At 70.6% G+C, this 24,911-nt stretch carries 24 protein-coding genes and 1 pseudogene; all 25 read left to right on the forward strand.

Annotation, left to right across the window (positions count from 1 at the left end; genetic code table 11):
- Window positions 1–27 precede the first annotated feature (27 nt).
- The 25 genes and pseudogenes from pyrR (at window position 28) to lgt (ending at window position 24,845) form a co-directional block, all read left to right on the forward strand.
- On the forward strand, window positions 28–579 hold the full coding sequence (gene pyrR / locus ET445_RS11775; RefSeq protein WP_129191469.1) for a bifunctional pyr operon transcriptional regulator/uracil phosphoribosyltransferase PyrR: 552 nt from the start codon (window positions 28–30) through the stop codon (window positions 577–579).
- Entirely contained in the window at window positions 576–1,526 is a 951-nt protein-coding gene (locus tag ET445_RS11780) for an aspartate carbamoyltransferase catalytic subunit (protein ID WP_129191470.1), read from the forward strand. Before pyrR ends, ET445_RS11780 begins: the two co-directional genes overlap by 4 nt.
- Complete coding sequence (locus ET445_RS11785; protein ID WP_129191471.1) at window positions 1,523–2,893, forward strand: dihydroorotase; 1,371 nt, start codon at window positions 1,523–1,525, stop codon at window positions 2,891–2,893. Before ET445_RS11780 ends, ET445_RS11785 begins: the two co-directional genes overlap by 4 nt.
- Window positions 2,886–3,440: a PH-like domain-containing protein gene (locus ET445_RS11790; protein WP_129191472.1), complete on the forward strand. Its 555-nt coding sequence runs from the start codon at window positions 2,886–2,888 to the stop codon at window positions 3,438–3,440. Before ET445_RS11785 ends, ET445_RS11790 begins: the two co-directional genes overlap by 8 nt.
- A complete protein-coding gene (gene carA, locus ET445_RS11795; RefSeq protein WP_208008390.1) occupies window positions 3,433–4,590 on the forward strand; it encodes a glutamine-hydrolyzing carbamoyl-phosphate synthase small subunit in 1,158 nt (385 codons plus the stop codon). The genes ET445_RS11790 and carA overlap by 8 nt, the downstream gene beginning before the upstream one ends.
- A pseudogene (carB, locus tag ET445_RS11800) lies at window positions 4,590–7,878 on the forward strand (carbamoyl-phosphate synthase large subunit). Before carA ends, carB begins: the two are co-directional and overlap by 1 nt.
- Window positions 7,875–8,753 (forward strand): orotidine-5'-phosphate decarboxylase, encoded by an 879-nt coding sequence (gene pyrF, locus ET445_RS11805; RefSeq protein ID WP_208008392.1) that lies wholly within the window; start codon window positions 7,875–7,877, stop codon window positions 8,751–8,753. The pseudogene carB and the gene pyrF overlap by 4 nt, the downstream one beginning before the upstream one ends.
- On the forward strand, window positions 8,750–9,679 hold the full coding sequence (gene gmk / locus ET445_RS11810) for a guanylate kinase (RefSeq protein ID WP_129191473.1): 930 nt from the start codon (window positions 8,750–8,752) through the stop codon (window positions 9,677–9,679). Before pyrF ends, gmk begins: the two co-directional genes overlap by 4 nt.
- 57 nt (window positions 9,680–9,736) lie before the next feature.
- Window positions 9,737–9,994 (forward strand): DNA-directed RNA polymerase subunit omega, encoded by a 258-nt coding sequence (gene rpoZ, locus ET445_RS11815; RefSeq protein WP_127793552.1) that lies wholly within the window; start codon window positions 9,737–9,739, stop codon window positions 9,992–9,994.
- 13 nt (window positions 9,995–10,007) lie between these two features.
- Entirely contained in the window at window positions 10,008–11,252 is a 1,245-nt protein-coding gene (gene coaBC, locus ET445_RS11820) for a bifunctional phosphopantothenoylcysteine decarboxylase/phosphopantothenate--cysteine ligase CoaBC (RefSeq protein WP_129191474.1), read from the forward strand.
- 58 nt (window positions 11,253–11,310) lie between these two features.
- Window positions 11,311–12,504, forward strand: a complete 1,194-nt coding sequence (gene metK / locus ET445_RS11825; RefSeq protein WP_129191475.1) for a methionine adenosyltransferase — start codon at window positions 11,311–11,313, stop codon at window positions 12,502–12,504.
- A 47-nt stretch (window positions 12,505–12,551) separates the two neighbouring features.
- Complete coding sequence (locus tag ET445_RS11830; protein ID WP_243695188.1) at window positions 12,552–14,504, forward strand: primosomal protein N' family DNA-binding protein; 1,953 nt, start codon at window positions 12,552–12,554, stop codon at window positions 14,502–14,504.
- A gap of 59 nt (window positions 14,505–14,563) precedes the next feature.
- A complete protein-coding gene (fmt, locus tag ET445_RS11835) occupies window positions 14,564–15,523 on the forward strand; it encodes a methionyl-tRNA formyltransferase (RefSeq protein WP_129192536.1) in 960 nt (319 codons plus the stop codon).
- A gap of 98 nt (window positions 15,524–15,621) precedes the next feature.
- Window positions 15,622–16,989, forward strand: a complete 1,368-nt coding sequence (locus ET445_RS11840; protein WP_208008394.1) for an RsmB/NOP family class I SAM-dependent RNA methyltransferase — start codon at window positions 15,622–15,624, stop codon at window positions 16,987–16,989.
- 37 nt (window positions 16,990–17,026) lie between these two features.
- Complete coding sequence (gene rpe / locus ET445_RS11845; protein WP_129191477.1) at window positions 17,027–17,725, forward strand: ribulose-phosphate 3-epimerase; 699 nt, start codon at window positions 17,027–17,029, stop codon at window positions 17,723–17,725.
- The gene (locus ET445_RS11850) at window positions 17,722–17,985 is read left to right on the forward strand and encodes a phosphoribosyl-ATP diphosphatase (protein WP_129191478.1); all 264 of its coding nucleotides are present in this window, start codon (window positions 17,722–17,724) and stop codon (window positions 17,983–17,985) included. The genes rpe and ET445_RS11850 overlap by 4 nt, the downstream gene beginning before the upstream one ends.
- Before the next feature lie 49 nt (window positions 17,986–18,034).
- The gene (gene hisG / locus ET445_RS11855; RefSeq protein WP_129192537.1) at window positions 18,035–18,874 is read left to right on the forward strand and encodes an ATP phosphoribosyltransferase; all 840 of its coding nucleotides are present in this window, start codon (window positions 18,035–18,037) and stop codon (window positions 18,872–18,874) included.
- Between the two features lie 5 nt (window positions 18,875–18,879).
- Entirely contained in the window at window positions 18,880–19,641 is a 762-nt protein-coding gene (gene hisF, locus ET445_RS11860; protein ID WP_129191479.1) for an imidazole glycerol phosphate synthase subunit HisF, read from the forward strand.
- On the forward strand, window positions 19,638–20,060 hold the full coding sequence (gene hisI / locus ET445_RS11865) for a phosphoribosyl-AMP cyclohydrolase (protein ID WP_129191480.1): 423 nt from the start codon (window positions 19,638–19,640) through the stop codon (window positions 20,058–20,060). The genes hisF and hisI overlap by 4 nt, the downstream gene beginning before the upstream one ends.
- Window positions 20,061–20,082: 22 nt before the next feature.
- Window positions 20,083–20,754: a Trp biosynthesis-associated membrane protein gene (locus ET445_RS11870; RefSeq protein WP_165314390.1), complete on the forward strand. Its 672-nt coding sequence runs from the start codon at window positions 20,083–20,085 to the stop codon at window positions 20,752–20,754.
- Window positions 20,755–20,798: 44 nt separating this feature from the next.
- On the forward strand, window positions 20,799–21,029 hold the full coding sequence (locus ET445_RS11875) for a DUF6704 family protein (protein ID WP_129191482.1): 231 nt from the start codon (window positions 20,799–20,801) through the stop codon (window positions 21,027–21,029).
- 5 nt (window positions 21,030–21,034) lie between these two features.
- Entirely contained in the window at window positions 21,035–21,805 is a 771-nt protein-coding gene (gene trpC, locus ET445_RS11880) for an indole-3-glycerol phosphate synthase TrpC (RefSeq protein WP_129191483.1), read from the forward strand.
- Between the two features lie 2 nt (window positions 21,806–21,807).
- The gene (trpB, locus tag ET445_RS11885; protein WP_129191484.1) at window positions 21,808–23,016 is read left to right on the forward strand and encodes a tryptophan synthase subunit beta; all 1,209 of its coding nucleotides are present in this window, start codon (window positions 21,808–21,810) and stop codon (window positions 23,014–23,016) included.
- Window positions 23,013–23,798 (forward strand): tryptophan synthase subunit alpha, encoded by a 786-nt coding sequence (gene trpA / locus ET445_RS11890; protein WP_129191485.1) that lies wholly within the window; start codon window positions 23,013–23,015, stop codon window positions 23,796–23,798. Before trpB ends, trpA begins: the two co-directional genes overlap by 4 nt.
- 57 nt (window positions 23,799–23,855) lie before the next feature.
- A complete protein-coding gene (gene lgt, locus ET445_RS11895) occupies window positions 23,856–24,845 on the forward strand; it encodes a prolipoprotein diacylglyceryl transferase (RefSeq protein ID WP_424922847.1) in 990 nt (329 codons plus the stop codon).
- The last annotated feature ends 66 nt before the right edge of the window (window positions 24,846–24,911 follow it).

Genomic DNA, 24,911 nt, shown 5'->3' on the forward strand with positions numbered 1-24,911 from the left:
TCCTGTGAGACGCAGAAGGGAGTCGGACTGATGGCACGCGCCGTGCTCAACCAGGCTGACATCACGCGGGCGTTGACCCGCATCTCGCACGAGATCCTCGAATCCAATCGCGGAGCATCCGATCTCGTCATACTCGGCATCCCCACTCGCGGAGTCGCGCTCGCGCACCGCATCGCCGAGACCATCTCACGCATCGAACCCTCGTCGCCGTCGCCCGCAGAGCTCGCCGGCGCTCTCGACGTGACGATGTACCGCGACGACCTCGGGCGCACGCGCACGCGCACGCCGCACCCGACCGAGCTGCCCGCCGACGGCATCGACGGCAAGACCGTCGTCCTCGTCGACGACGTGCTCTACTCGGGCCGCACGATCCGCGCCGCGCTCGACGCCCTCGCCGACCTCGGCCGCGCGAAGGCCGTCCGCCTCGCCGTGCTCGTCGACCGGGGCCACCGCGAATACCCGATCCGGGCCGACTTCGTGGGCAAGAACCTCCCGAGCTCGAAGCACGAGCGCATCAACGTGCACCTCGACGAGATCGACGGCGAAGACGTCGTCACGATCGAAGGCGGCGACGAATGAGGCACCTCCTCGACACGCGCACCCTCTCGCGCGACGACGCGATCGCACTCCTCGACATCGCGGAAGACATGGCCGCCGTCCAGGACCGCGAGGTCAAGAAGCTCCCGACGCTCCGCGGCAAGACCGTCGTCAACCTCTTCTTCGAAGACTCGACGCGCACCCGCATCTCGTTCGAGGCCGCGGCCAAGCGGCTCTCGGCCGACGTCATCAACTTCAGCGCCAAGGGCTCGAGTGTCTCGAAGGGCGAGAGCCTGAAGGACACCGCGCAGACCCTGCAGGCGATGGGCGCCGACGGCGTCGTCATCCGGCACCCGTCCTCGGGTGCGCCGCAGCTGCTCGCGACGAGCGGGTGGATCGACGCGGGCGTCGTCAACGCGGGCGACGGCACGCACGAGCACCCCACCCAGGCGCTCCTCGACGCGTTCACGATCCGTCGCCGACTCCACGGCACCGCGTCGCGCGGGCGCGACCTCGACGGCGTCCGGGGCGTCATCGTCGGAGACATCCTGCACTCGCGCGTGGCGCGCTCGAACGTGTGGCTCCTCGCGACGCTGGGCGCCCATGTGACGCTCGTCGCGCCGCCCACCCTGCTGCCCGTCTCGACGGCCGCGTGGCCCGCCGAGATCACCTACGACCTCGACGCCGCGCTCGCGCAGAAGCCCGACGTCGTCATGATGCTCCGCGTCCAGGCGGAGCGCATGCAGGGCGCGTTTTTCCCGAACAGCCGCGAATACGCACGTACCTGGGGTCTCGACGATGCCAGGTTCGCCCAGGTTGCGGACACTACGATGGTCATGCACCCCGGCCCGATGAACCGAGGCCTCGAGATCGCTGCGCGCGTCGCCGATTCGCCGCAGTCCACGGTGCGCGAGCAGGTCGCGAACGGAGTATCAGTGAGAATGGCCGCCCTCTATCTGCTGCTGTCCGGAGAACGGAGCGAGGCATGACCCGGCGCACCCTCATCTCTGGCGCGACCCTGCCCTCGGGCGAGCGCGCAGACCTGCTCCTCGACGGCGGCGTGATCGTCGAGGTCGGCAGCATCGCGGATGTCTCGGGCGCGGAGCGCATCGACGCGAACGGCCTCATCGCGCTCCCGGGGCTCGTCGACCTCCACACGCACCTGCGGGAGCCCGGGTACGAGCAGAGCGAGACCGTCCTCACGGGCACGCAGGCCGCTGCGGCGGGCGGCTACACGGTCGTCTTCGCGATGGCGAACACATCGCCCGTCGCCGACAACGCCGGAGTCGTGGAACAAGAGGCGAGCCTCGGTCGCGATGCCGGCTACGCGACCGTGCAGCCCATCGGCGCCGTGACCGTCGGCCTCAAGGGCGAGCAGCTCGCCGAGCTCGGCGCCATGGCCCGCTCGCGTGCGAACGTCCGCGTCTTCAGCGACGACGGCTTCTGCGTCGCCGACCCGCTGCTCATGCGCCGCGCCCTCGAGTACGTCAAGGCCTTCGACGGCGTCATCGCCCAGCACGCGCAAGAGCCGCGGCTCACCCAGGGTGCGCAGATGAACGAGGGCGCGCTCTCGGGCGAACTCGGACTCGCGGGCTGGCCCGCCGTCGCCGAGGAGTCGATCATCGCGCGCGACGTCCTCCTCGCCGAGCACGTCGGCTCGCGCCTGCACGTCTGCCACCTCTCGACCGCCGGATCGATCGAGGTCGTGCGCTGGGCGAAGGCGCGCGGCATCCAGGTCACCGCCGAAGTGACGCCCCACCACCTCCTCCTCACCGAAGAGCTCGTCGCGACCTACGACGCGCGCTACAAGGTGAACCCGCCGCTCCGTCGTGCCGAGGACGTCGAGGCCCTTCGCGACGCCCTCGCCGACGGCACGATCGACATCGTCGCGACCGACCACGCCCCGCACCCCGTCGAGGCCAAGGAATGCGAGTGGGACCAAGCCGCGAACGGCATGGTCGGGCTCGAGTCCGCGCTCGCGGTCGTGCAGCAGACGATGGTCGACACGGGGCGCTTCGATTGGGCGGATGTCGCGCGCGTCATGAGCGCGACGCCCGCTCGCATCGGGCGGCTGGCCGGGCACGGCACCCCGCTCGCAGCCGGTCAGCCCGCCGAGCTCACCCTCCTCGACCCGACCGCGTCCGCCGAGTTCGGTCTCGAACGCCTCGCGGGCAAGAGCGTCAACTCGCCCTACCTCGGGCGCACGCTCCCCGGGCAGGTGCTCTGGACCTTCCACCAGGGCTACGCGACCGTCGCCGACGGACAGGTTCGGGGCGCGGCCGAGATCGCCGCGCTTGCGGCATCGTTCGCGGCCGAGGCATCCGCCGCTTCGCGCACGGGGGTCTCGAATGGGTGAGTTCTTCGGCATCCTCTTCGGCGTCGTGCTCGTCGGCGGCGCGGTCTTCCTCATGTGGCGCAGTTGGCGACGCCGCACCGAGCGCGACGCCGAACTGACGGCGTACCCGGTTCCGGCCGACCTTTCGACGCCCGACATCGACGCCGAGATCCTGTACGTCGCGACGACCTTCGCCGAGACCCCGCTCGAACGGCTCGCCGTGCGCGGGCTCGCGTTCCGCGGCGCGGGCCGGCTCGAAGTGCACGCCGAGGGCGTGCTGCTCCGCATCGCGGGCGAGGTCGAGCCGAGCTTCCTCCCCGCCGACCGAATCGTCGACGCCGGAGCGGCGACCTACGCGATCGACCGCGGCGTCGAGCCCGACGGGCTCGTCGCCCTGACCTGGATCATCGCGGGCACCGACCCCGAGGCCGAACCCGTGCAGGTCGACAGCTACCTTCGCGCCCGTGACCCGGGCGACACCGGCCGCATCATCGCAGCCGTCCACGAACTCGCCGCCTGGCGCCCCGCGCCGCGGCCCGACGCAGAGAGCGAGATCACGAATGACTGAGGCGACGCCCCTGGCCGCCGAGCCGGCCGTGCTGGTCCTGGAGGACGGCACGAGATTCGAGGGCCGGGCGTATGGCGCCCGTGGCCGCACCCTCGGCGAGGCCGTCTTCGCGACCGGCATGACGGGCTACCAAGAGACGCTGACCGACCCGTCGTACGCCGGACAGATCGTGCTGCAGACCGCACCGCACATCGGCAACACGGGCATGAACTCCGAAGACGAGGAGTCGGCGCGCATCTGGGTCGCCGGGTACATCGTGCGCGACCCCTCCCGCGTGGTCTCGAACTTCCGCGCCCAGCGCAGCCTCGACGACGACCTCGTTGCGTCGGGCGTCGTCGGCATCTCGGGCATCGACACGCGTGCCGTCACCCGCCACATCCGGTCGGCGGGCGCCATGCGCGCCGGCATCTTCTCGGGGGCCGACGCCGCGCTGAGCGCAGGGGAACAGCTCGACCTCGTGCGGAGCGGCGCCGAGATGGCGGGCCAGAACCTCTCGGGCGCCGTCTCGACCGCAGAGCCCTACTCGCTTCCCGCCCAGGGCGAGCGCGTCGGCTCCGTCGCCGTCCTCGACCTCGGCGTCAAAGCATCGACCCTGCACTTCCTCGCCGAGCGCGGCTTCGACGTGCACGTCGTGCCGCAGACCGTCACGATCGACGAGATCCGCGCGCTCGAACCCGACGCGCTGTTCTTCTCGAACGGCCCGGGCGACCCCAGTGCGTCCGATCGCCACGTCGAGCTCCTCCGCGAGTCGCTCCGCGACGGCCGACCGTACTTCGGCATCTGCTTCGGCAACCAGCTCCTCGGACGCGCGCTCGGCTACGAGACCTACAAACTGCCGTTCGGGCACCGCGGCATCAACCAGCCTGTGCTCGACAAGGCCACCGGCCGCGTCGAGATCACGGCGCACAACCACGGCTTCGCCGTCGCCGCGCCCATCGGCGAGGTGAGCGAGTCGAGCCAGGGCTTCGGCCGAGTCGAGGTCAGCCACGTCGACCTCAACGACGACGTCGTCGAGGGCCTCAACTGCCTCGACATCCCCGCGTTCAGCGTCCAGTACCACCCCGAGTCGGCGGCCGGCCCGCACGACGCCAACTACCTCTTCGACCGTTTCCGCGACATGGTCCTCGCGAGCAAGGAGTCCGACGCCTGATGCCCAAGCGCGACGACATCAATTCCGTCCTCGTCATCGGCTCCGGCCCGATCGTCATCGGTCAGGCCGCCGAGTTCGACTACTCGGGAACCCAGGCCTGCCGCGTGCTCCGAGCCGAGGGCGTGCGAGTCATCCTCGTGAACCCGAACCCGGCCACGATCATGACCGACCCCGACTTCGCCGACGCCACCTACGTCGAGCCGATCACCCCCGAGGTCATCGAGTCGATCATCATCAAGGAGCGCCCGACGCGGTCCTCCCGACCCTGGGCGGTCAGACTGCCCTCAACGCGGCGATCGCGCTCGAAGAGGCGGGCATCCTCGCCAAGCACGGCGTCGAGCTCATCGGCGCCAAGGTCGACGCGATCCGCAAGGGCGAGGACCGCCAGCTCTTCAAGCAGCTCGTTCTCGAATGCGGGGCGGATGTCGCGAAGTCGGTCATCTGCCACACGATGGACGAGCTGCTCGCCGGCGCCGAAGAACTCGGCTATCCGCTCGTCGTCCGCCCGAGCTTCACGATGGGCGGCCTCGGCTCGGGCTTCGCGTACAACGAAGAAGACCTCCGCCGCATCGGCGGCGCGGGGCTCCACGATTCGCCCACCAACGAGGTGCTCCTCGAGGAGTCGATCCTCGGCTGGAAGGAATACGAGCTCGAGCTCATGCGCGACACGGCCGACAACACGGTCGTCGTGTGCTCGATCGAGAACGTCGACCCCGTCGGCGTCCACACCGGCGACTCGATCACCGTCGCGCCTGCGCTCACCCTCACCGACCGTGAGTACCAGAAGCTCCGCGACGTCGGCATCGACATCATCCGCGCCGTGGGCGTCGACACGGGCGGCTGCAACATCCAATTCGCCATCGACCCCACCGACGGCCGCATCATCGTCATCGAGATGAATCCTCGCGTCTCCCGCTCCTCGGCGCTCGCATCGAAGGCCACGGGCTTCCCGATCGCGAAGATCGCCGCGAAGCTCGCGATCGGCTATCGCCTCGACGAGATCCCGAACGACATCACGCGTGTCACGCCGGCCTCGTTCGAGCCGACCCTCGACTACATCGTCGTCAAGGTGCCGCGGTTCGCGTTCGAGAAGTTCCCCGCCGCCGACCCGACGCTGACGACGACCATGAAGTCGGTCGGCGAGGCGATGGCGATCGGCCGCAACTTCTCGACCGCGCTCCAGAAGGCGCTCCGCTCGCTCGAGAAGCGCGGGTCGAGCTTCCACTGGGGCGAGGAGCCGCGTTCGGTCGAGGAGCTCCTCGAGCTCTCGAAGACCCCGACCGACGGTCGCATCGTGTGGGTGCAGCAAGCGCTCCGCAAGGGCGCCACGATCGAGCAGGCGTTCGAGGCGACGAAGATCGACCCGTGGTTCCTCGACCAGATCGTGCTCATCAACGAGGTCGCGAGCCACGTGGCATCCGCCCCCGCCCTCGACCACGACACCCTCGTGCTCGCGAAGGACCACGGCTTCTCCGACGCCCAGATCGCCGAACTTCGCGGCTTCGGGAGCGAAGCGGATGCACGTGAAGTTCGTCACATCCTCGGCATCCGCCCCGTGTACAAGACCGTCGACACGTGCGCGGGGAGTTCCCTGCGCTCACGCCGTACCACTACTCGAGCTACGACCAGGAGACCGAGGTCGCCCCGAGCGACCGCAAGAAGGTCGTCATCCTCGGCTCTGGCCCGAACCGCATCGGCCAGGGCGTCGAGTTCGACTACTCGTGCGTGCACGCCTCATTCGCCCTGAGCGCCGCCGGGTTCGAGACGATCATGATCAACTGCAACCCCGAGACGGTCTCGACCGACTACGACACGAGCGACCGGCTCTACTTCGAGCCGCTCACCCTCGAAGACGTGCTCGAGGTCATCCACGCCGAGTCGCAGTCGGGCGAGCTCGTCGGCGTCGTCGTCCAGCTCGGCGGTCAGACCGCACTCGGCCTCGCGAAGGGCCTCGAGGCCGCGGGCGTGCCGATCCTCGGCACGACCCCCGAGGCGATCGACCTCGCCGAGGAGCGCGGGCAGTTCTCCGCGATCCTCGACGCCGCAGGCCTCCTCGCGCCGAAGAACGGTACGGCGACCGACCTCGCGACGGCGGTGCATGTGGCCGAGGGCATCGGCTACCCCGTGCTCGTGCGTCCGAGCTTCGTGCTCGGCGGCCGCGGCATGGAGATCGTCTACGACACCGCGAACCTCGTCGACTACTTCTCGCGCATCGAAGGCCAGGGCATCGTGGGGCCGACCCACCCGCTCCTCGTCGACCGGTTCCTCGACGACGCGATCGAGATCGACGTCGACGCCCTCTACGACGGCACCGATCTCTACATCGGCGGCGTCATGGAGCACATCGAAGAGGCGGGCGTCCACTCGGGCGACTCGAGCTGCACCCTCCCGCCCGTGACCCTCGGCCGCGCCGAGATCGACCGGGTGCGCGAGGCGACGCGCGCGATCGCCGAGGGCATCGGCGTCAAGGGCCTGCTCAACGTGCAGTTCGCGATCGGCGCGGGCGTGCTCTACGTGCTCGAGGCGAACCCGCGCGCGAGCCGCACGGTGCCCTTCGTGTCGAAGGCGCTCGGCATTCCGCTCGCCAAGGCCGCGAGCCGCATCATGACGGGCTCGACGGTCGCCGAACTCGTCGAAGAGGGTCTCCTCCCGGCGAACGACGGCTCGCGTGTCCCGCTCGACGCGCCCGTGGCCGTCAAGGAGGCCGTGCTGCCCTTCCACCGCTTCCGCACGCGCGAGGGCATCATGGTCGACTCCGTGCTGGGGCCCGAGATGCGTTCGACGGGCGAGGTCATGGGCATCGACCGCGACTTCCCGACGGCGTTCGCGAAGAGCCAGCTCGCCGCGTACGGCGGCATGCCGACCGGCGGCACGGTGTTCGTTTCGGTCTCCGACCGCGACAAGCGCTCCATCATCATGCCGATCCTCCGCATGCAGCACCTCGGATTCCGCATCACCGCGACCGAGGGCACGGCCGAGGTGCTGCGCCGCAACGGCATCCTCGCCGACGTCGTGCTCAAGTTCCACGACAAGCCGACCGACGACGCGACGAGCGTCGTCGAGCTCATCGACCGCGGTGAGGTCGACATCGTCGTGAACACGCCGAGCGGTCGCACGGCGCGAGCCGACGGTTACGAGATCCGCGCCGCCGCCGTCGCCGCCGACATCCCGCTCTTCACGACGATCGCCGAACTGTCGGCTGCCGTCGCCTCGCTCGATGCGGGGACGGACGGGTTCGAGGTGACGAGCCTCCAGGAGTACGCGCGCCTCCGCGAGGTGGTCGCGTGACCGCGGGCGAACAGGTGCCCTTCGGGGCTCGCCTCGAACAGGCCTTCACCGAGCGCGGGCGACTCTGCGTCGGGATCGACCCGCACGCGGGTCTCCTCGACCAGTGGGGTCTCGACGACTCCGCCGACGGGGTCCGCGAGTTCGGACTCCGCGTCGTCGACGCCGCCTTCGGGCGCGTCGGGATCGTGAAGCCGCAGATCTCGTTCTTCGAGCGCCACGGCGCCGCGGGCTACGCGGCGCTCGAGCGCGTGCTGGCGCGTGCCCGCGACGCCGGGCTCATCGTGATCGGCGACGTGAAGCGCGGTGACATCGGCTCCACGGTCGAGGCGTACGGGCAGGCCTGGCTGACGCCGGGCGCTCCACTCGAGGTCGACGCGATCACCCTGTCGCCGTACCTCGGGCTCGGCTCCCTCGCCTCGACGCTCCAGTACGCGGTCGATCGCGGAAAGGGCGCATTCGTGCTCGCCGCGACGTCGAACCCCGAGGCCGCCGCCGTGCAGCAGGCCGTCCTCCAGTCGTCGAGCCGCGCCGGTTCGACCGTCGCCGCGGCGATGCTCTCGGGCGTCGCGGGGATCAACGCCGCGCAGCCCGACGCGAGCGCGAAGACGTTCGGCTCCGCGGGCGTCGTCATCGGCGCGACGCTTCGGCTCGAGGACTTCGGCATCGATCGTCAGTCGCCGCCCGACGGGCCGGTCGTTCCGGTGCTCGCACCGGGCTTCGGCGCCCAGGGCGCCCAGCCGTCCGAGACGCGTGCGATCTTCGGCGCGCTTTCGGCCGGGGTGATCGTGAGCGAGTCGCGCTCGATCCTCGACGCGGGGCCCGACGGCATCGCCGATCGCATCGCCCGCCGCGTCGACGAGGTGGCGGCGGCATGACCGACATCGTCCGCACCCCGCCCGAGGTCGATCGTGTCGCGGCGTCCCGCGCAGCCGTCGCAGCCCGCCGCGCTCGCGCGACCGTCAAGAACGCCGTCGCCGCGGGGGAGCGCAGCCCGCTCGACGTCCTGCGCGCGGCGTTCGAAGAGCCCGAGGGCATCGAGGGGCGATTGCGGGCGACCGAGTTCCTGAACTCGATCCCCGCGATCGGCGAGACGAAGACGGCGCGCATCATGGCGAGCCTCGCGATCGCCGACTCGAAGCGCCTCGGCGGCCTCGGCCGCTTGCAGCGGCGTCGGCTCCGCGAGTTCGTCGCCGAGTGGGTGCAGGCGCACGGCGGCACGGGCGATCGACTCGTCGTGCTCGCCGGCCCGACCGCGGTCGGCAAGGGGACCGTCGCCGCACACATCCGGGCGAGGCATCCCGAGGTCAAGCTCTCGGTGTCGGCGACCACCCGTGCGCCGCGACCCGGCGAAGTCGACGGAGAGCACTACTTCTTCGTCGACGACGCGGAGTTCGATCGCATGATCGAGGCAGGCGAACTGCTCGAGTGGGCGACCGTGCACAACGCGTACCGCTACGGCACGCCCCGGGGCCCCGTGGAGGCGGCGATCGCCGCGGGCGACAGCGTCCTGCTCGAGATCGACATCCAGGGCGCCCGGTCGGTTCGCCGTGCGATGCCCGAGGCGACGCTCGTGTTCCTGCTGCCGCCGACGTGGGACGAACTGGTTCGGCGACTCGTCGGTCGCGGCACGGAGAGCCCGTCCGAACAGCAGCGCCGACTCGAGACCGCGAAGGTCGAATTGGCCGCCGTCGACGAGTTCGATCACCAGGTCGTGAACCGTGACGTCGGCGAGGCGGCTCGAAAGGTCGTAGAATTGATGCGGCCTCGAAAGGGTCGGCGTCCTGCCGCCCTTCGCCAATGATCTCCCGCGCACCGGGTGCGCGTACGTGAAAACGTCTGTTGAAAGAGGAGCCCGTCCATGGCTGAGAAGCAGTCCGGCATCATCGACCCGCCCATCGACGACCTGCTGAGCAAGGTCGACTCGAAGTACCAGCTGGTCATCTTCGCGTCGAAGCGCGCGCGTCAGATCAACGACTACTACGCCGACCTCCACGAGGGGAGCCTGTTCGACAACGTGGGTCCGCTCGTCGACTCGTCGATCGACGACAAGCCGCTCACGGTCGCGCTGCACGAGATCAACGAGGACAAGCTCCGGCTCCGCCCCCTCGGCGAGTAGCCGGGGCGGGCCCGTGCCGCTCAACATCGTCGTCGGCATCGCCGGCGGCATCGCCGCGTACAAGGCCGTCGGCGTCGTGCGGGCGCTCGTGCTCGCCGGCCATGACGTGCACGTCGTGCCGACCGAGGCCGCCTTGCGGTTCGTCGGGCGGCCGACGCTCGAGGCGATCTCGCGCAATCCCGTGCACGTCGACCTCTACGAAGGCGTCGCCGAGGTGCGACACGTCGCGATCGGCCAGGCGGCCGACCTCATCGTGATCGCACCCGCGACGGCCAACACGATCGCGAAGCTCGCAGCGGGACTCGCCGACGACCTGCTCGGCAACACGGTGCTCGCGAGCGAGGCACCGGTCGTGATCGCCCCCGCGATGCACACCGAGATGTGGCTGAATCCGGCGACGCAGGCCAACGTGGCCACGCTCCGCGAGCGCGGCGTCACGGTCGTCGGCCCCGCCGTCGGGCAGCTCACGGGCAAAGACGCGGGTCCCGGCCGCATGGAGGAGCCCGACGTCATCGTGCGCAAGGCGCTCGCGGTCGCTCACGCGTCGGCGGCGAAGCATCCGGATGCCTCGGAGCCGGCCGCCGATCGTCGCGACCTAGTGGGCCGGCGCATCGTGGTCACCGCGGGCGGCACGCGCGAGCCGCTCGACCCCGTGCGCTTCCTCGGCAATCGTTCGAGCGGCAAGCAGGGCGTCGCGATCGCCGACGCCGCACGCGCTCGCGGAGCCGAGGTCGTGCTCATCGCCGCGAACCTCGAGGTCGCCGACCCGGCCGGCTGCGACATCCGCCGAGTGTCGACGGCGCTCGAGCTCCAGGCTGCGGTGACCGCCGCCGCAGCGGGCGTCGACGCCGTCGTGATGGCCGCCGCCGTGGCCGACTACCGGCCGGCGAGCGTGAGCGAGTCGAAGATCAAGAAGGACGCGAGCGATTCGGGGCTGACGCTCGAACTCGTGCGCAATCCCGACATCCTCGCCGAGCTGGGGCGTGCGCCGCACGACGGCACGATCCTTGTCGGATTCGCCGCCGAGACCGAGCCCGACGACGACGCACGACTCGCGCTCGGCCGGGCCAAGCGCGCCGCGAAGGGCGCCGACCTCCTCGTGCTCAATCGGGTCGGGTGGACCGAGGGTTTCGCGAACGACGAGAACGCCGTGACGATCATCGGGCGCGACGACACGGTCGTAACCGAGGTTCACGGAGCCAAACTGTCGGTGGCGGATGCCATTCTTGATGTGGTCGGATCGTTGCTGACCGAATAGCCGCGATCTGCCAGCCACCACCGCTCCGGTGCCGCACGAGTAAGGACCTCCCTGTCAGATGAGCGATCTCCGCCTGTTCACGTCCGAGTCCGTCACCGAAGGCCACCCCGACAAGATCTGCGACCAGATCTCCGACTCGATCCTCGACGCGCTCCTGAAGGTCGACGAGCACTCGCGGGTCGCCGTCGAGACGCTCGTGACGACGGGACTCGTGCATGTCGCGGGCGAAGTGACGACGTCGGGGTACGTCGAGATCCCCGCCATCGTGCGCGAGCGGGTGACCTCGATCGGGTACGACTCGTCCGAGGTGTGGTTCGACGGTCGCTCGTGCGGCGTCTCGGTGTCGATCGGCGGGCAGTCGCCCGACATCGCCCAGGGCGTCGACGACGCGTTCGAGACCCGTGAGGGCTCGAGCATCGACGAACTCGACAAGCAGGGCGCCGGCGACCAGGGCATCATGTTCGGCTACGCGGTCCGTGAGACGCCCGAGCTCATGCCCGTCCCGATCTGGCTCGCCCACCGGCTCGCCGAGCGGCTCGCCACGGTCCGCAAGGCCGGCGAGGTCGACTACCTCCGTCCCGACGGCAAGACGCAGGTCACGATCGGCTACGACGGGCAGACGCCCAAGACGATCGAGACCGTCGTCCTTTCGACGCAGCACTCGCCCAAGGTCTCGACCGAGCAGCTTCGCGCCGAGGTCGAAGAGCTCGTGATCCGTCCGGTGCTCGAGAACGTCGAGCTGTCGGCGCACGACCTCGACGTGCTCATCAACCCGACCGGCAGGTTCGAGATCGGCGGACCGCAGGGCGACGCCGGCCTCACGGGCCGCAAGATCATCATCGACACCTACGGCGGTGCGAGCCGCCACGGCGGCGGCGCGTTCAGCGGCAAAGACCCCTCGAAGGTCGACCGGTCGGCGGCGTACGCGATGCGCTGGGTCGCGAAGAACGCCGTCGCGGCGGGGCTCGCCGACCGGCTCGAGTTGCAGGTCGCGTACGCGATCGGCAAGGCGGCGCCCGTCGGCCTGTACGTCGAAACGTTCGGCACCGGGCACCTCCCCGAAGAGCGCATCATCGGCGCGATCCGCGAGGTGTTCGATCTGCGTCCGGCTGCCATCATCCGCGACCTCGACCTCCTGCGCCCGATCTACGCGAAGACGGCCGCGTACGGTCACTTCGGCCGCGAGCTTCCCGAGTTCACGTGGGAGCGGCTCGACCGCGTCGACGACCTCCGCGCGGCCGCCGGGCTCTGATCGTGCCCGACGGGCCCGTGCCTGAGCGGCGCGCGTCCGGTGGATCGGTGGCACGGGTCCTCGTCGACTCGCCGCTTCCGCAGCTCGATCAGCTTTTCGACTACCGCGTTCCTGAGCGGCTGCGGGATGCAGCGCGCCGAGGCGTGCGAGTGCGGGTGCCGCTCCGCAGCGGCGGGCGCATCGCGAACGGCTGGCTCGTCGAACTCGCCGACTCGAGCGAGTTCGAGGGGCGGCTCGCTGAGCTCGAGGACGTCGTCTCCGAGGTGCCGATGGTGACGCCCGAGGTGTGGGCGCTCGCGCGGGCGGCGGCCGATCGAGCGGCGGGCAATGCGAGCGACATCCTGCGCCTGGCGATCCCGACGCGGTACGTCCGCGTCGAGCGGGCATGGCTCGCCGACGCGGCGACGCCCGACCCGGGGCCGCTTCCGCGCCGCGAGGCGCTGCCTGCGATCGCGGGGTATGCGCCGGGTCGGGTCGAGCAGGGCATCATCGAAGGCGAGCGGATGTCTCTGCCGGCCGATCCTCGGCCGGTGCGACTGCCCGACGGCACGTGGGTCGGCGCGTGGGCGGCGACGCTCGCGCTCGCAGCCGCGCACGCGCTTGCCGACGACCGTTCGTCGCTGCTCGTCGTGCCCGACTACCGCGATCAGGAGCAGCTCGAGGCGGCGCTCGGCGCCGTCGTCGATCCGCGCCGTGTGCTGCGCACCGATGCGCGGCAGGCCGGCGGACCGAGGTATCGCGCGTTCCTCGAGATGACGGGCGACGCGGCGCGGATCATCATCGGCAACCGTTCGACGGTGTACGCGCCGGCGGCGCGGCTCGGTCTCATCGCGATGTGGGACGACGGCGACGCGCTCCAGCAGGAACCGCTCGCGCCCGGTGTCCATCCACGCGATGCGGCGCTCATCCGCCAGGAGCAATCGGGTGCGGCGCTCGTGTTCCTCGCGCACTCGCAGAGCGTCGAGGTGCATCGACTCGTCGAACTGGGGTGGGTGCGGGCGATCGAACCGAAGGGGCAGACTCGCCCGAAGGCGGTCGTGACCGAGCAGCAGGCCGACGAGGCATCCGGTGCCGCTCGCATCCCGTCCGCTGCGTGGCGGGCCGCGCAGCAGGCGCTCGAACAGGGTCCGGTGCTCGTGCAGGTCGCACGCCCGGGGCATTCGCCGCTGCTCGTGTGCGACCGCTGCCGCGAGCCCGCGCGGTGCGCGGCGTGCGGGGGAGCGCTCGTCGTGCCGCGTGGCGGGGGTGTCGCGAGGTGCACCTTGTGCGCGACCGCCGCGGGCGACTGGAAGTGTCCCGTATGCGAAGGCGCGAAGCTGCGTGCCGCGACCGTCGGCGCGAGCCGCACGGCCGAGGAACTCGGGCGGGCGTTCCCGCGGGCGAAGGTCGTGCTCTCCGACGGCGAACGGCCGGTGTTGCGCGTCGGCCCGGAGCCCGCGCTCGTCGTCGCGACGCGCGGCGCCGAGCCGGTCGCGGAGGGCGGGTACCGCGCAGTGCTGCTCCTCGACGGCGATCGGATGCTGCTGCGCGAGTCTCTGCGGGTAGCCGAGGACTGTCTGCGGTGGTGGTCGAATGCCGCCGCGCTCGCCGCTCCCGGTTCACCGGTGTTCTTGGTGGGGGTGGGTGGCGCGCTCGCGCAGGCGTTCGCGACCTGGCGTCAGCCGGAGTGGGCCGGCGAGGAGTTGCAGGCGCGGCGGGCGTTGAGGTTTCCTCCCGCGGTACGTGTGGCGACGGTCACGAGTTCGCCTGAGCGGCTCGACCGGGCGCTCGATGCGGCGCGGGCCGTCGAGGGGGTCGACGTGCTCGGCCCGACGCCGGCGGGCGAAGGGCTCTCGCGCGCGATCGTGAGATTCGACTACGCGCGCGGGGCGGCGGTGGCGACGACGCTCCGCGCCGAGACGATTCGCGCAGCCACCGAGCGGCGTCGCCCGGTCGCCGGCCGAAAGGCGGGCCGACCGCCCGTGCTCAAGGTGAGGTTCGACGACCCCGACGTGCCGTAGGCCACGAGCACCGAATGCAGCTCCCGGTCGGGGTCGGGAAGAATGGCAGCGTGACTTCTCTGCGCCTCGTCTTCGCCGGTACACCCTCGGTCGCCGTTCCGAGCCTCGAACGGCTGGTCGCGAGCGGGCACGAGGTCGTCGGCGTCGTGACCCGTCCCGACGCACCGCTCGGCCGGAAGCGAGTGCTGACCCCGTCGCCCGTCGCGGCGGCGGCCGAACGTCTCGGCATCCCCGTCATCAAGGCTGCGCGGCTCGATGCCGATGCGACGGCCGAGGTCGAGGCGTTGCGGCCCGATCTGGGCGTCGTCGTCGCCTATGGCGGCCTCGTGCGCGAGCCCTTGCTCTCGCTCCCGAGACACGGCTGGATCAACCTGCACTTCTCGCTGTTGCCCGCGTGGCGCGGCGCCGCGCCCGTGCAGCACGCGATCATCGCGGGCGACGAGCTCGCCGGGGCATCCGTCTTCCGTCTCGTGCCCGAGCTCGACGCGGGCGACGTGTTCGCGATGCTGAGCCGCCCGGCCGACCCGACCGCGACGGCGGGGGAGACGCTCGAGGCTCTCGCCGTCGAGGGGGCGGGGCTCCTCGCCGACGTCGTCGACGCGATCCGCGACGGTTCGGCCGTCGCGACTGCGCAGACGGGCGAGCCGACGTTCGCGCCGAAGCTCGCGATCGACGACGCGCGCCTCGACTGGTCGCGACCGGCTCGCGAGGTGCTCGCGCGGTCCCGCGGGGTCACGCCCGAGCCCGGCGCGTGGACGACGATCGACGGCGAGCGGCTGAAGGTGCTCGAGGTGCGCGAGGCGCTGACTTCGGATGTCTCGGGCGCGGGCGATTCCGCCGACGCGACCGATGCCCCTCTGCTCGCCCCCGGCGAGGTGCGCCCCGAACGCAGGCGCGTCCTGGTCGGCACGGCCGACCGGGCGATCGAACTCGTGCGCGTGCAACCCGCCGGGAAGGGCGCGATGACGGCGGCCGATTGGGGCCGAGGCCTCGGCGATCGCGCCGTCGTGCTCGTCTGAGCGCTTCACAGCGCCACGAGGCATCCGCCGCGTAGGGTTGACGGGTGGAACCTGCAGCACGCTCTCGTCGCCCTCGGAACGACCGCGATCGGCGACCAGTGCGAGTGTCGCCCGCGCGCATCGTCGCCCACGAGGTGCTCGGCGCCGTGCGCGACGACGAGGCGTACGCGAACCTCCTGCTGCCGAACCGCATCGAGCGTTCGAAGCTCAGCGAGGCCGACGCCGCACTCGCGACCGAGTTGACGTACGGCACGCTGCGGCTCTCCGGCTATTACGACGCCGTCATCGAGATCGCCGCGAACCGCTCGGTCGCCCAGATCGATCCGGCGGTGCTCGACATCCTCCGTCTCGGCGCCCATCAATTGCTCGCGACGCGCGTGCCGACGCATGCGGCCGTGCACGAGCAGGTCGTCATCGCGCACCGGGTCGCGCCGCAGGCGGCGGGGTTCGTGAACGCGGTGCTCCGCACGCTTTCGCGCACCGACGCCGACGAGTGGAAGACACGCGTCGCTGCTCGAGCGAAGACCGAGGACGCACGCCTGGCCGCCGTGCACTCGCATCCCGAGTGGATCGTGCGGGCACTTCGGGCGGCGCTCGACCGCGACGAGCGCGCAGGGGAGCTCGAGGCGCTGCTCGCCGCCGACAACGTCTCGCCGCGCGTGAACCTCGCGGTCCTCCCTGGCCTCGGCGACGAGACGCCCGCAGACCTCGGCACCCCCAACACCTACTCGCCGCTGGGCTTCACGGCCGAGCGTCCCATCGCGCTCGTCGGCGCGCACGAGGGGCGCGTTCGCGTGCAAGACGAGGGCTCGCAGCTCGCGGCGCTCGCGCTCACGCGTGCGAAGCCCGTCGAACCGGGGGAGCGGTGGCTCGACCTCTGCGCCGGCCCGGGCGGCAAGACGGCGATCCTGGCCACCGAGGCGCTCGCGGGCGACGCCGTGCTCGTCGCGAACGAACTCGTGCCCGCCCGCACCGAACTCGTTCGCCGTGCGATCGCGGGCGTGCCGCTCGACGTGCCCGTGCGGACGGGCGACGGCCGCGATCTCGAGATCGCGGCGCTCGGATCTCCCGACGGATTCGATCGCATTCTGCTCGACGCGCCCTGCACGGGGCTCGGCGCGCTCCGGCGGCGCCCAGAGGCGAGGTGGCGCAAGCAGCCGACGGATGTCCCCGCGCTCTCGCTGCTTCAGGGCGAACTCGTCGACGCGGCCCTCCGGGCCCTCCGTCCCGGGGGCCTCCTCGGGTATGTGACGTGCTCGCCGCACACGGCCGAGACGCACGGCACGATCGCCGCCGCACGCAAGCGGTGGGGAGACCGGATCGAGTCGGTCGACACGCGTGCCGTGATCGAGGCCGTGGCGGAGCATCCGATCGATGTCCGCGGGGACGGGTCGACGGTGCAGCTCTGGCCGCACGCGCACGGCACTGATGCGATGTTCATCGCACTCCTCCGAAAGACCTCCTGAAGGCACCGGACGGTTCGCCCTCGCTAGGCTCGGAAGCATGACGACGCGCATCAATCCGAGCATCCTGGCCGCCGACTTCGCGAACCTCGAGCACGAGCTCGGGCGGATCGCGACGGCCGATCTCGTGCACGTCGACGTCATGGACAACCACTTCGTGCCGAACCTCACGATCGGCCGTCCGGTGGTCGAGCGGATCGCCCAGGTGTCGCCGATTCCGCTCGACGTGCACCTCATGATCGAAGATCCTGACCGGTGGGCGCCCGGCTACGCCGAGGCGGGCGCGGCGAGTGTGACCTTCCATGTCGAGTCCGCGAACGACCCCGTGGCGATCGCGCGGCGTTTGCGCGAGATCGGGGCGCGCGCCGGCGTCGCGCTGAAGCCCGGCACTCCCGTGGAGCCGTTCCTCGACGTGCTCGACGAGTTCGATCAGGTGCTCGTCATGACGGTCGAGCCGGGCTTCGGCGGCCAGGCGTTCATGCCGGAGACGATGCCCAAGCTCTCCCGGGTCGCCGCGGCCGTGCGCGAGCGCGGGCTCGACGTGTGGCTCCAGGTCGACGGCGGCATCACGGTCGACACCCTCGGCATCGCGCTCGAGGCGGGTGCCGACACCTTCGTCGCGGGGTCCGCGGTGTTCAAGGGCGACCCCGCGGAGCAGATCGCGGACCTGCGCGCCGCCGCTTCGGCACACGTGCACGTCAGGAACCACCCCGCCGGCACCGATAGGCTGGACGGGTGAAAACCTTCGACGACCTCTTCGTCGAGCTCGCAGACAAAGCCCGCACCCGCCCTGAGGGTTCCGGCACCGTGCGCGAACTCGACGCCGGAGTGCACGCCATCGGCAAGAAGATCGTCGAGGAGGCGGCCGAGGTCTGGATGGCCGCCGAGTACCAGTCCGACGACGAAACCTCCGAAGAGATCTCGCAGCTCCTGTACCACCTGCAGGTCCTCATGCTCGCGAAAGGCCTGACGCCCGCCGACGTGTACCGACATCTCTGATCGACGTCCTTCCATGACCGATCAGACACTCCGACACGAAAGCCAGAGAATGCTCCGCATCGCCGTGCCCAACAAGGGCTCGCTCGCCGACATCGCAGCCGAGATGCTGTACGAGGCCGGGTACACCGGCCGCCGCGACGCCAAAGAACTGTTCGTCGCCGACCACCGCAACGGGGTCGAGTTCTTCTACCTCCGTCCGCGCGACATCGCCACCTACGTCGGCTCGGGCGCGCTCGACGTCGGCATCACGGGTCGCGACCTCCTGCTCGATTCGGGTTCGGATGCCACCGAGATCGCCGCGCTCGGATTCGGCGACTCGACGTTCCGCTTCGCCGGCCCCGCCGGGGTCTTCGCCGAACTCGCCGACCTCGAGGGCGTGCGCGTGGCGACGAGCTATCCGGGCCTCGTGGGCGAGTTCCTCGCCAAGCACGGCGTGACGGCGAACCTCGTGAAGCTCGACGGCGCGGTCGAATCGGCCGTCCGGCTCGGCGTGGCAGACGCCGTCGCCGACGTCGTCTCGACGGGCACGACGCTCCGCCAGGCCGGTCTCGAGATCTTCGGGCCGGTCATCCTCGAGTCCGAGGCCGTCTTCATCGGCTCGGGCGTCGAACAGTCGGGCACGCAGACCCTCCTCCGGCGACTCCAGGGCGTGCTCGTCGCGCGCCGCTACGTGCTCCTCGACTACGACGTGCCGCGCTCGCAACTCGAGGCCGCGACGGCCGCCGCGCCGGGCTTCGAATCGCCGACGATCTCGCCCCTCCACGACCCCGAGTGGGCGGCCGTGCGCGTGATGATTCCGCGCATCGGCATGAACCAGGTCATGGACACGCTCTACGAGCTCGGTGCGCGCGCGATCCTCGTGAGCGCCATCCACGCGGCGAGGTTGTGAGCGACATGACCCTCGCCGTCCGAGTCATCCCGTGCCTCGACGTCGCGGCGGGCCGCGTCGTCAAGGGTGTCAACTTCCAGAACCTGCGTGACGCGGGCGATCCCGTCGAACTCGCAGCGCGGTATGGCGAGCAGGGCGCGGACGAGCTCACGTTCCTCGACGTCACGGCGACGGTCGACGACCGGTCGACGACGTACGACATGGTGCAGCGCGTCGCAGAGCAGGTGTTCATCCCGCTCACGGTCGGCGGCGGCGTCCGCAGCGATGAAGACGTCGCGCGCCTGCTCGGCCACGGCGCCGACAAGATCGGCGTCAACAGCGCCGCGATCGCCCGCCCGTCCCTCATCGCCGAGATCGCCGACCGGTTCGGCGCGCAGGTCGTGGTGCTGTCGCTCGACGTCAAGCGCAGCGGGCGCACCGAGTCGGGCTTCGTCGTCACGACCCACGGCGGGCGCACCGAGACCGACCTCGACGCGCTCGCGTGGGCGCGGCTCGCGATCGAGCTCGGCGCAGGGGAACTCCTCGTGAACTCGATCGACGCCGACGGCACCAAGGAGGGGTACGACCTCGAGCTCACGGCGCTCATGCACGAACTGTCGACCGTGCCCGTCATCGCCTCGGGCGGCGCCGGCGCAGTCGAGCACTTCGCGCCTGCGGTCGCGGCCGGAGCAGACGCCGTGCTCGCGGCATCCGTGTTCCACAACGGCGAGATGACCATCGGCGAGGTCAAAGCCGCACTCGCGGCCGACGGAAGGATCGTGCGATGAGCGAACCCGGCGATGAAGAACTCGAACGCGACGACGAGCCCTGGGCTCCCGACGAGTCGCCGCTCGATCGTGCGCTGTTCAACGCAGACGGGCTTCTGCCCGCGATCATCCAGCAGCACGACACCCGCGAGGTGCTCATGCTCGGCTGGATGGACCGCGAAGCCCTCCGCCGCACCCTCACCGAGGGGCGCGTGACGTTCTGGTCGCGCTCGCGCCAGGAGTACTGGCGCAAGGGCGACACGTCCGGGCACGCCCAGTATGTGAAGCACGCCGCGCTCGACTGCGATGCCGACACCTTGCTCGTGCAGGTCGACCAGATCGGCGTGGCATGCCACACGGGTACGCGCACGTGCTTCGACGGCGATGCGCTCGACGTCACGGTGCTCGACGTCACCTCGTCGGTGACCGACGGGGTCTGACATGCGTCGCGAAACGATGAAATTGCCTGCGATCCTCGCGGCTATCGTCGGCGGCGGCCTCGCGCTCCTGTCGTGGAGCCAAACGTGGTTCGACCTCGTCCTCCGAGCCGACGCGGGCGCCGGGTCCGGCACCCCGATCGAGGTCTCCGGTCAGGTCGCGTCACCTGCCCTCGCGGCCTTCGGGCTCGCGGGACTCGCGCTCGCGGGCGCGCTCGCGATCGCGGGTCCGGTCATCCGGATCGTGCTCGGCGTGCTGGCTGCGCTCCTCGGCGGATGCGTCGTGCTCGCCGCCGCACTGACGATGGGCGACCCGGTCGCGGCCGTCTCGCCCGCGGTGACGGATGCCACGGGCGTCGCCGGAGCCGGTCCCACGGCGTCGCTCGTCGGCACGGTGACGGCGACGTTCTGGCCGGTGCTCGCATTCGCGGGCGGCGCGTTGCTCGTGGCATCCGGAGTCCTCGTCCTCGCGACCGGCACCGTGTGGCCGTCCTCGTCGCGTCGCTACCGCGACGGGGCTGCGCCCGCGTTCGAGCCCGTCGACGGCGCAGCCGAGCCCGAGAGCGCCGTCGCGTCCGATGCAGGTCGTTCCGAGGCATCCGGTGAGGTGTCCCGCGCCCGTCTGCACCGCAGCGCGTCCGACCGCGCGATCGACGACTGGGATGAGCTCAGCCGCGGCGACGATCCGACCGGCTGACCGCCGCTAGACTGACACCCGAACCCCCGCAACGAAGGAGCGACATGAGCACTGAGACCGCAGATCCCGGCCACGGACACTCGCCCGCAGCATGGACCGCCGTCGTGATCATGCTCATCGCGTTCACGATCGGCACCTTCGCCTTCTGGTTCGACCTCGCCTGGCTCGTCTGGGCCTCGGCCGGTCTCCTCGTCGTCGGCCTCCTCGTCGGCTGGGCGCTCAAGAGCGCCGGCTACGGCGTCGGCGGGTCGAAGACCACGCCCAAGACCCACTGACGTCCGTGCTCAGCGAACTGACGGCGAACGCCGTCGCAGACGCACGCGCCCGCGAGACGGTTCGGTCGCTCGCCGAAGTGCAGGCCGCCGCGAAGGCACGCCCGCCGGCGCTCGACGCTCTCGCGCTCCTCGCTCCCGGCGAGCGGGTCAAGGTCATCGCCGAGATCAAGCGCTCGAGCCCGTCGCGCGGCGCCCTGGCCCAGATCGCCGACCCCGCATCGCTCGCCCGCAGCTACGAACTCGGGGGAGCGAGCGCGATCAGCGTCCTCACCGAGGGGCGCAAGTTCGGCGGATCGCTCGCCGACCTCGAGGCCGTCCGCGAGGCCGTGGCGCTGCCGGTGCTCCGAAAAGACTTCGTCGCGACCGCGTACCAGGTCTACGAGGCACGCGCCGCAGGCGCCGACCTCGTGCTCCTCATCGTCGCCGCACTCGATGACGAGACCCTTCGCGAACTCTACGACCTCATCGTGTCGCTCGGCATGACGGCGCTCGTCGAGACGCACTCGGCCGACGAGCTCGACCGGGCCGCGGCTCTCGGCGCGAAGCTCATCGGCGTCAACGCGCGCGATCTCACGACGTTCGAACTCGACCGCGACCTCTTCGGCCGTCTCGCCGACCGGTTCCCCGAGGGGGCGATCCGCGTCGCGGAGTCGGCCGTGCTCACCCCCGACGACGTCGCCCATTACCGACGCGCGGGCGCCGACGCGGTGCTCGTGGGCGAGGCCCTCGTCACGGGCGACCCCATCGCGAACCTCTCTGCATTCCTGGCGGTGTGAACATGGCCCTGCGCGACCAGACCGGTCCCTACTTCGGCGAGTTCGGCGGGCGCTTCGTGCCCGAGTCGCTTGTCGCAGCCCTCGACGAGCTCGGCGAGGCGTACGACCTCGCGAAGCTCGACCCGGGCTTCAACGAAGAGCTCGCCGAGCTCGGGCGCAGCTACACCGGGCGTCCCTCGATCATCACCGAAGTGCCCCGGTTCGCCGCGCACGCGGGCGGTGCGCGAGTCGTCTTGAAGCGCGAAGACCTCAACCACACGGGCTCGCACAAGATCAACAACGTGCTCGGCCAGGCGCTCCTCACGAAGCGCATCGGCAAGCAGCGAGTCATCGCCGAGACCGGCGCAGGTCAGCACGGGGTCGCGACGGCGACCGCGGCGGCACTCTTCGGTCTCGACTGCACGATCTACATGGGCGAGGTCGACACCGAGCGACAGGCGCTCAACGTGGCCCGCATGCGCCTCCTCGGCGCCGAGGTCGTCGCCGTCAAGGCGGGTTCGCGCACCCTCAAAGACGCCATCAACGAAGCGATGCGCGACTGGGTGACGAACGTCGAGTCGACCAACTACATCTTCGGCACGGTCGCGGGTCCGCACCCGTTCCCCGAGATGGTGCGCGACTTCCAGAAGATCATCGGCGAAGAGGCGCGACAGCAGGTCCTCGACCTCACGGGTGCGCTGCCGACCGCCGTCGCCGCATGCGTCGGCGGCGGGTCGAACGCGATCGGCATCTTCCACGCGTTCCTCGACGACGCGGATGTCGCGCTGTACGGCTTCGAGGCCGGCGGAGAGGGCGCCGACACGCCCCGCCACGCCGCGACGATCACGAAGGGTCGCCCAGGCGTCCTCCACGGCGCCCGCAGCTTCCTTCTGCAAGACGAAGACGGTCAGACGATCGAGTCGCACTCGATCTCGGCCGGTCTCGACTACCCGGGCGTCGGCCCCGAGCACTCGTGGCTCGCGGCGATCGGGCGTGCGCAGTACCGTCCGGTGACGGATGCGGCAGCGATGGACGCTCTGCGTCTCCTCACCCGCACCGAGGGCATCATTCCCGCAATCGAGTCGTCGCACGCGCTCGCGGGCGCGCTCGAACTCGGTCGCGAACTCGGACCCGACTCGACGATCCTCGTGAGCCTCTCCGGCCGCGGTGACAAAGACATGGACACGGCCGCCCGCTGGTTCGGCCTGTACGACGGCGAGGAGCAGGCATGAGGACGGTCGGATCCGTCATCGCGCGGCGCAACGAAGAGGCCGGCGGTGCACTCATCGGCTACCTGCCGGTCGGCTTCCCCGACTTCGACACGAGCGTCGAGGCGGCGGTCGCACTCGTCGAGAACGGCGTCGACATCATCGAGCTCGGCCTGCCGTACTCCGACCCCGTCATGGACGGCCCCGTCATCCAGGCGGCTACCCAGCAGGCGCTCGCGAACGGCTTCCGTCTCGCAGACGGCTTCGAGGCGGTTCGGCGCATCACGGCACGAGTGGATGCCCCGGTGCTCGTGATGACCTACTGGAACCCCGTGCTCCAGTACGGCGTCGACCGCTTCGCCGACGACCTCGTCGCCGCGGGCGGCGCCGGGCTCATCACGCCCGACCTCATTCCCGACGAGGCATCCGATTGGCTCGCAGCCTCCGAGCGCACCGGACTCGACCGCGTCTTCCTCACGGCGCCGACCTCCACCGACGCGCGCATCCGGCACACCGTCGACGCGAGCCGAGGGTTCGTGTACGCCGTCTCGACGATGGGCATCACGGGTGCCCGTGCCGACGTCGACGCCGCAGCCCGCACCCTCGTCGGCCGACTGCACGATGCCGAGGCCCCCGCCGCGTGCGTCGGCGTCGGCATCTCGACGTCCGCGCAGGTGCGCGAAGTGCTCGGCTACGCCGAAGGCGCGATCGTGGGCTCGGCGCTCGTCGACGCGCTCGCGAAGCGCGGCGTCGAGGGCGTCGCCGAGCTCGCAGCCGAGCTCGCGCGCGGCACGCGCCCCGAGTGAAGTACCCTGACTGAGGCCCTCGTGGCCGACGTTTCCCGACGAAAGGCATAGGTCGGCGTGTCCGCACCCCTCAGCATTCCGAGCCCCGATTACGCGTGGCAGGTGTGGGAGCTCAACCTCTTCGGTCTGCAGCTCAACATCCACATGTACGCGCTCGCCATCCTGCTCGGCATCATCCTCGCGACGATCATCACGTCGCGACGCCTCACCAAGCGCGGGGCCGAACCCGGCATCGTGCTCGACATCGCGCTCTGGGCGGTGCCGCTGGGCATCATCGGGGCACGGTTCTACCACGTCTTCACCCACCCCGCCGACTACTTCGCCGGCCAGGAATGGTGGAAGGTCTTCGCGATCTGGGAGGGCGGCAACGCCATCTTCGGTTCGCTCATCGGCGGCGCCGTCGGCGTCTTCATCGGGTGCAAGCTCACAGGCCTCCGATTCTGGTCGTTCGCCGACGCGCTCGCTCCCGGTCTCCTCGTCGCGCAGGCGGTCGGCCGCATCGGCAACTGGTTCAACCATGAGCTCTTCGGACTTCCCACCGACCTGCCGTGGGGCCTCGAGATCGAGTCCGACAACCCCGCCTTCCCGCAGGGCCTCGCCGACGGCACGCTCTTCCACCCGACGTTCCTCTACGAGCTCATCTGGAACCTGCTGGGGGCCGCGCTCATCGTCTTCGTGCTCGAGCGCCGGTTCAACATGAGGTGGGGCAAGGCGTTCGGCGTGTACCTCATCTGGTACGGCGCCGGCCGCGCCTTCTTCGAGTCGATCCGCGTCGACCCGAGCGAGATGTTCCTGGGCGTCCGGTCGAACGTGTGGGCCGCGTGGGCGGCGGTCGTCATCGGTATCGTCATCATCCTCGTTCAGAGCCGTCGCCACCCCGGGCTCGAGCCCAGCGTCTACGTACCGGGCCGAGAATGGCAGGGTTCCGACGCTGAGGTAGACTCTGACGATACCGAGTCCGATTCAGACTCTCTCGACGCAGCCGTCGAGGGCGAGAACGACCCCGGCGATGCGGCGGCCACAAGCCCCGGCCGGTCAGCTTCCTAGCGAACACTCCGTTCTCCGACGCGGCGCCGCACCTAGCGCCGCGACTTCCCCTTTTCGATGGGCCAA

The organism is Agromyces protaetiae (assembly GCF_004135405.1).
Classification (GTDB): domain Bacteria; phylum Actinomycetota; class Actinomycetes; order Actinomycetales; family Microbacteriaceae; genus Agromyces; species Agromyces protaetiae.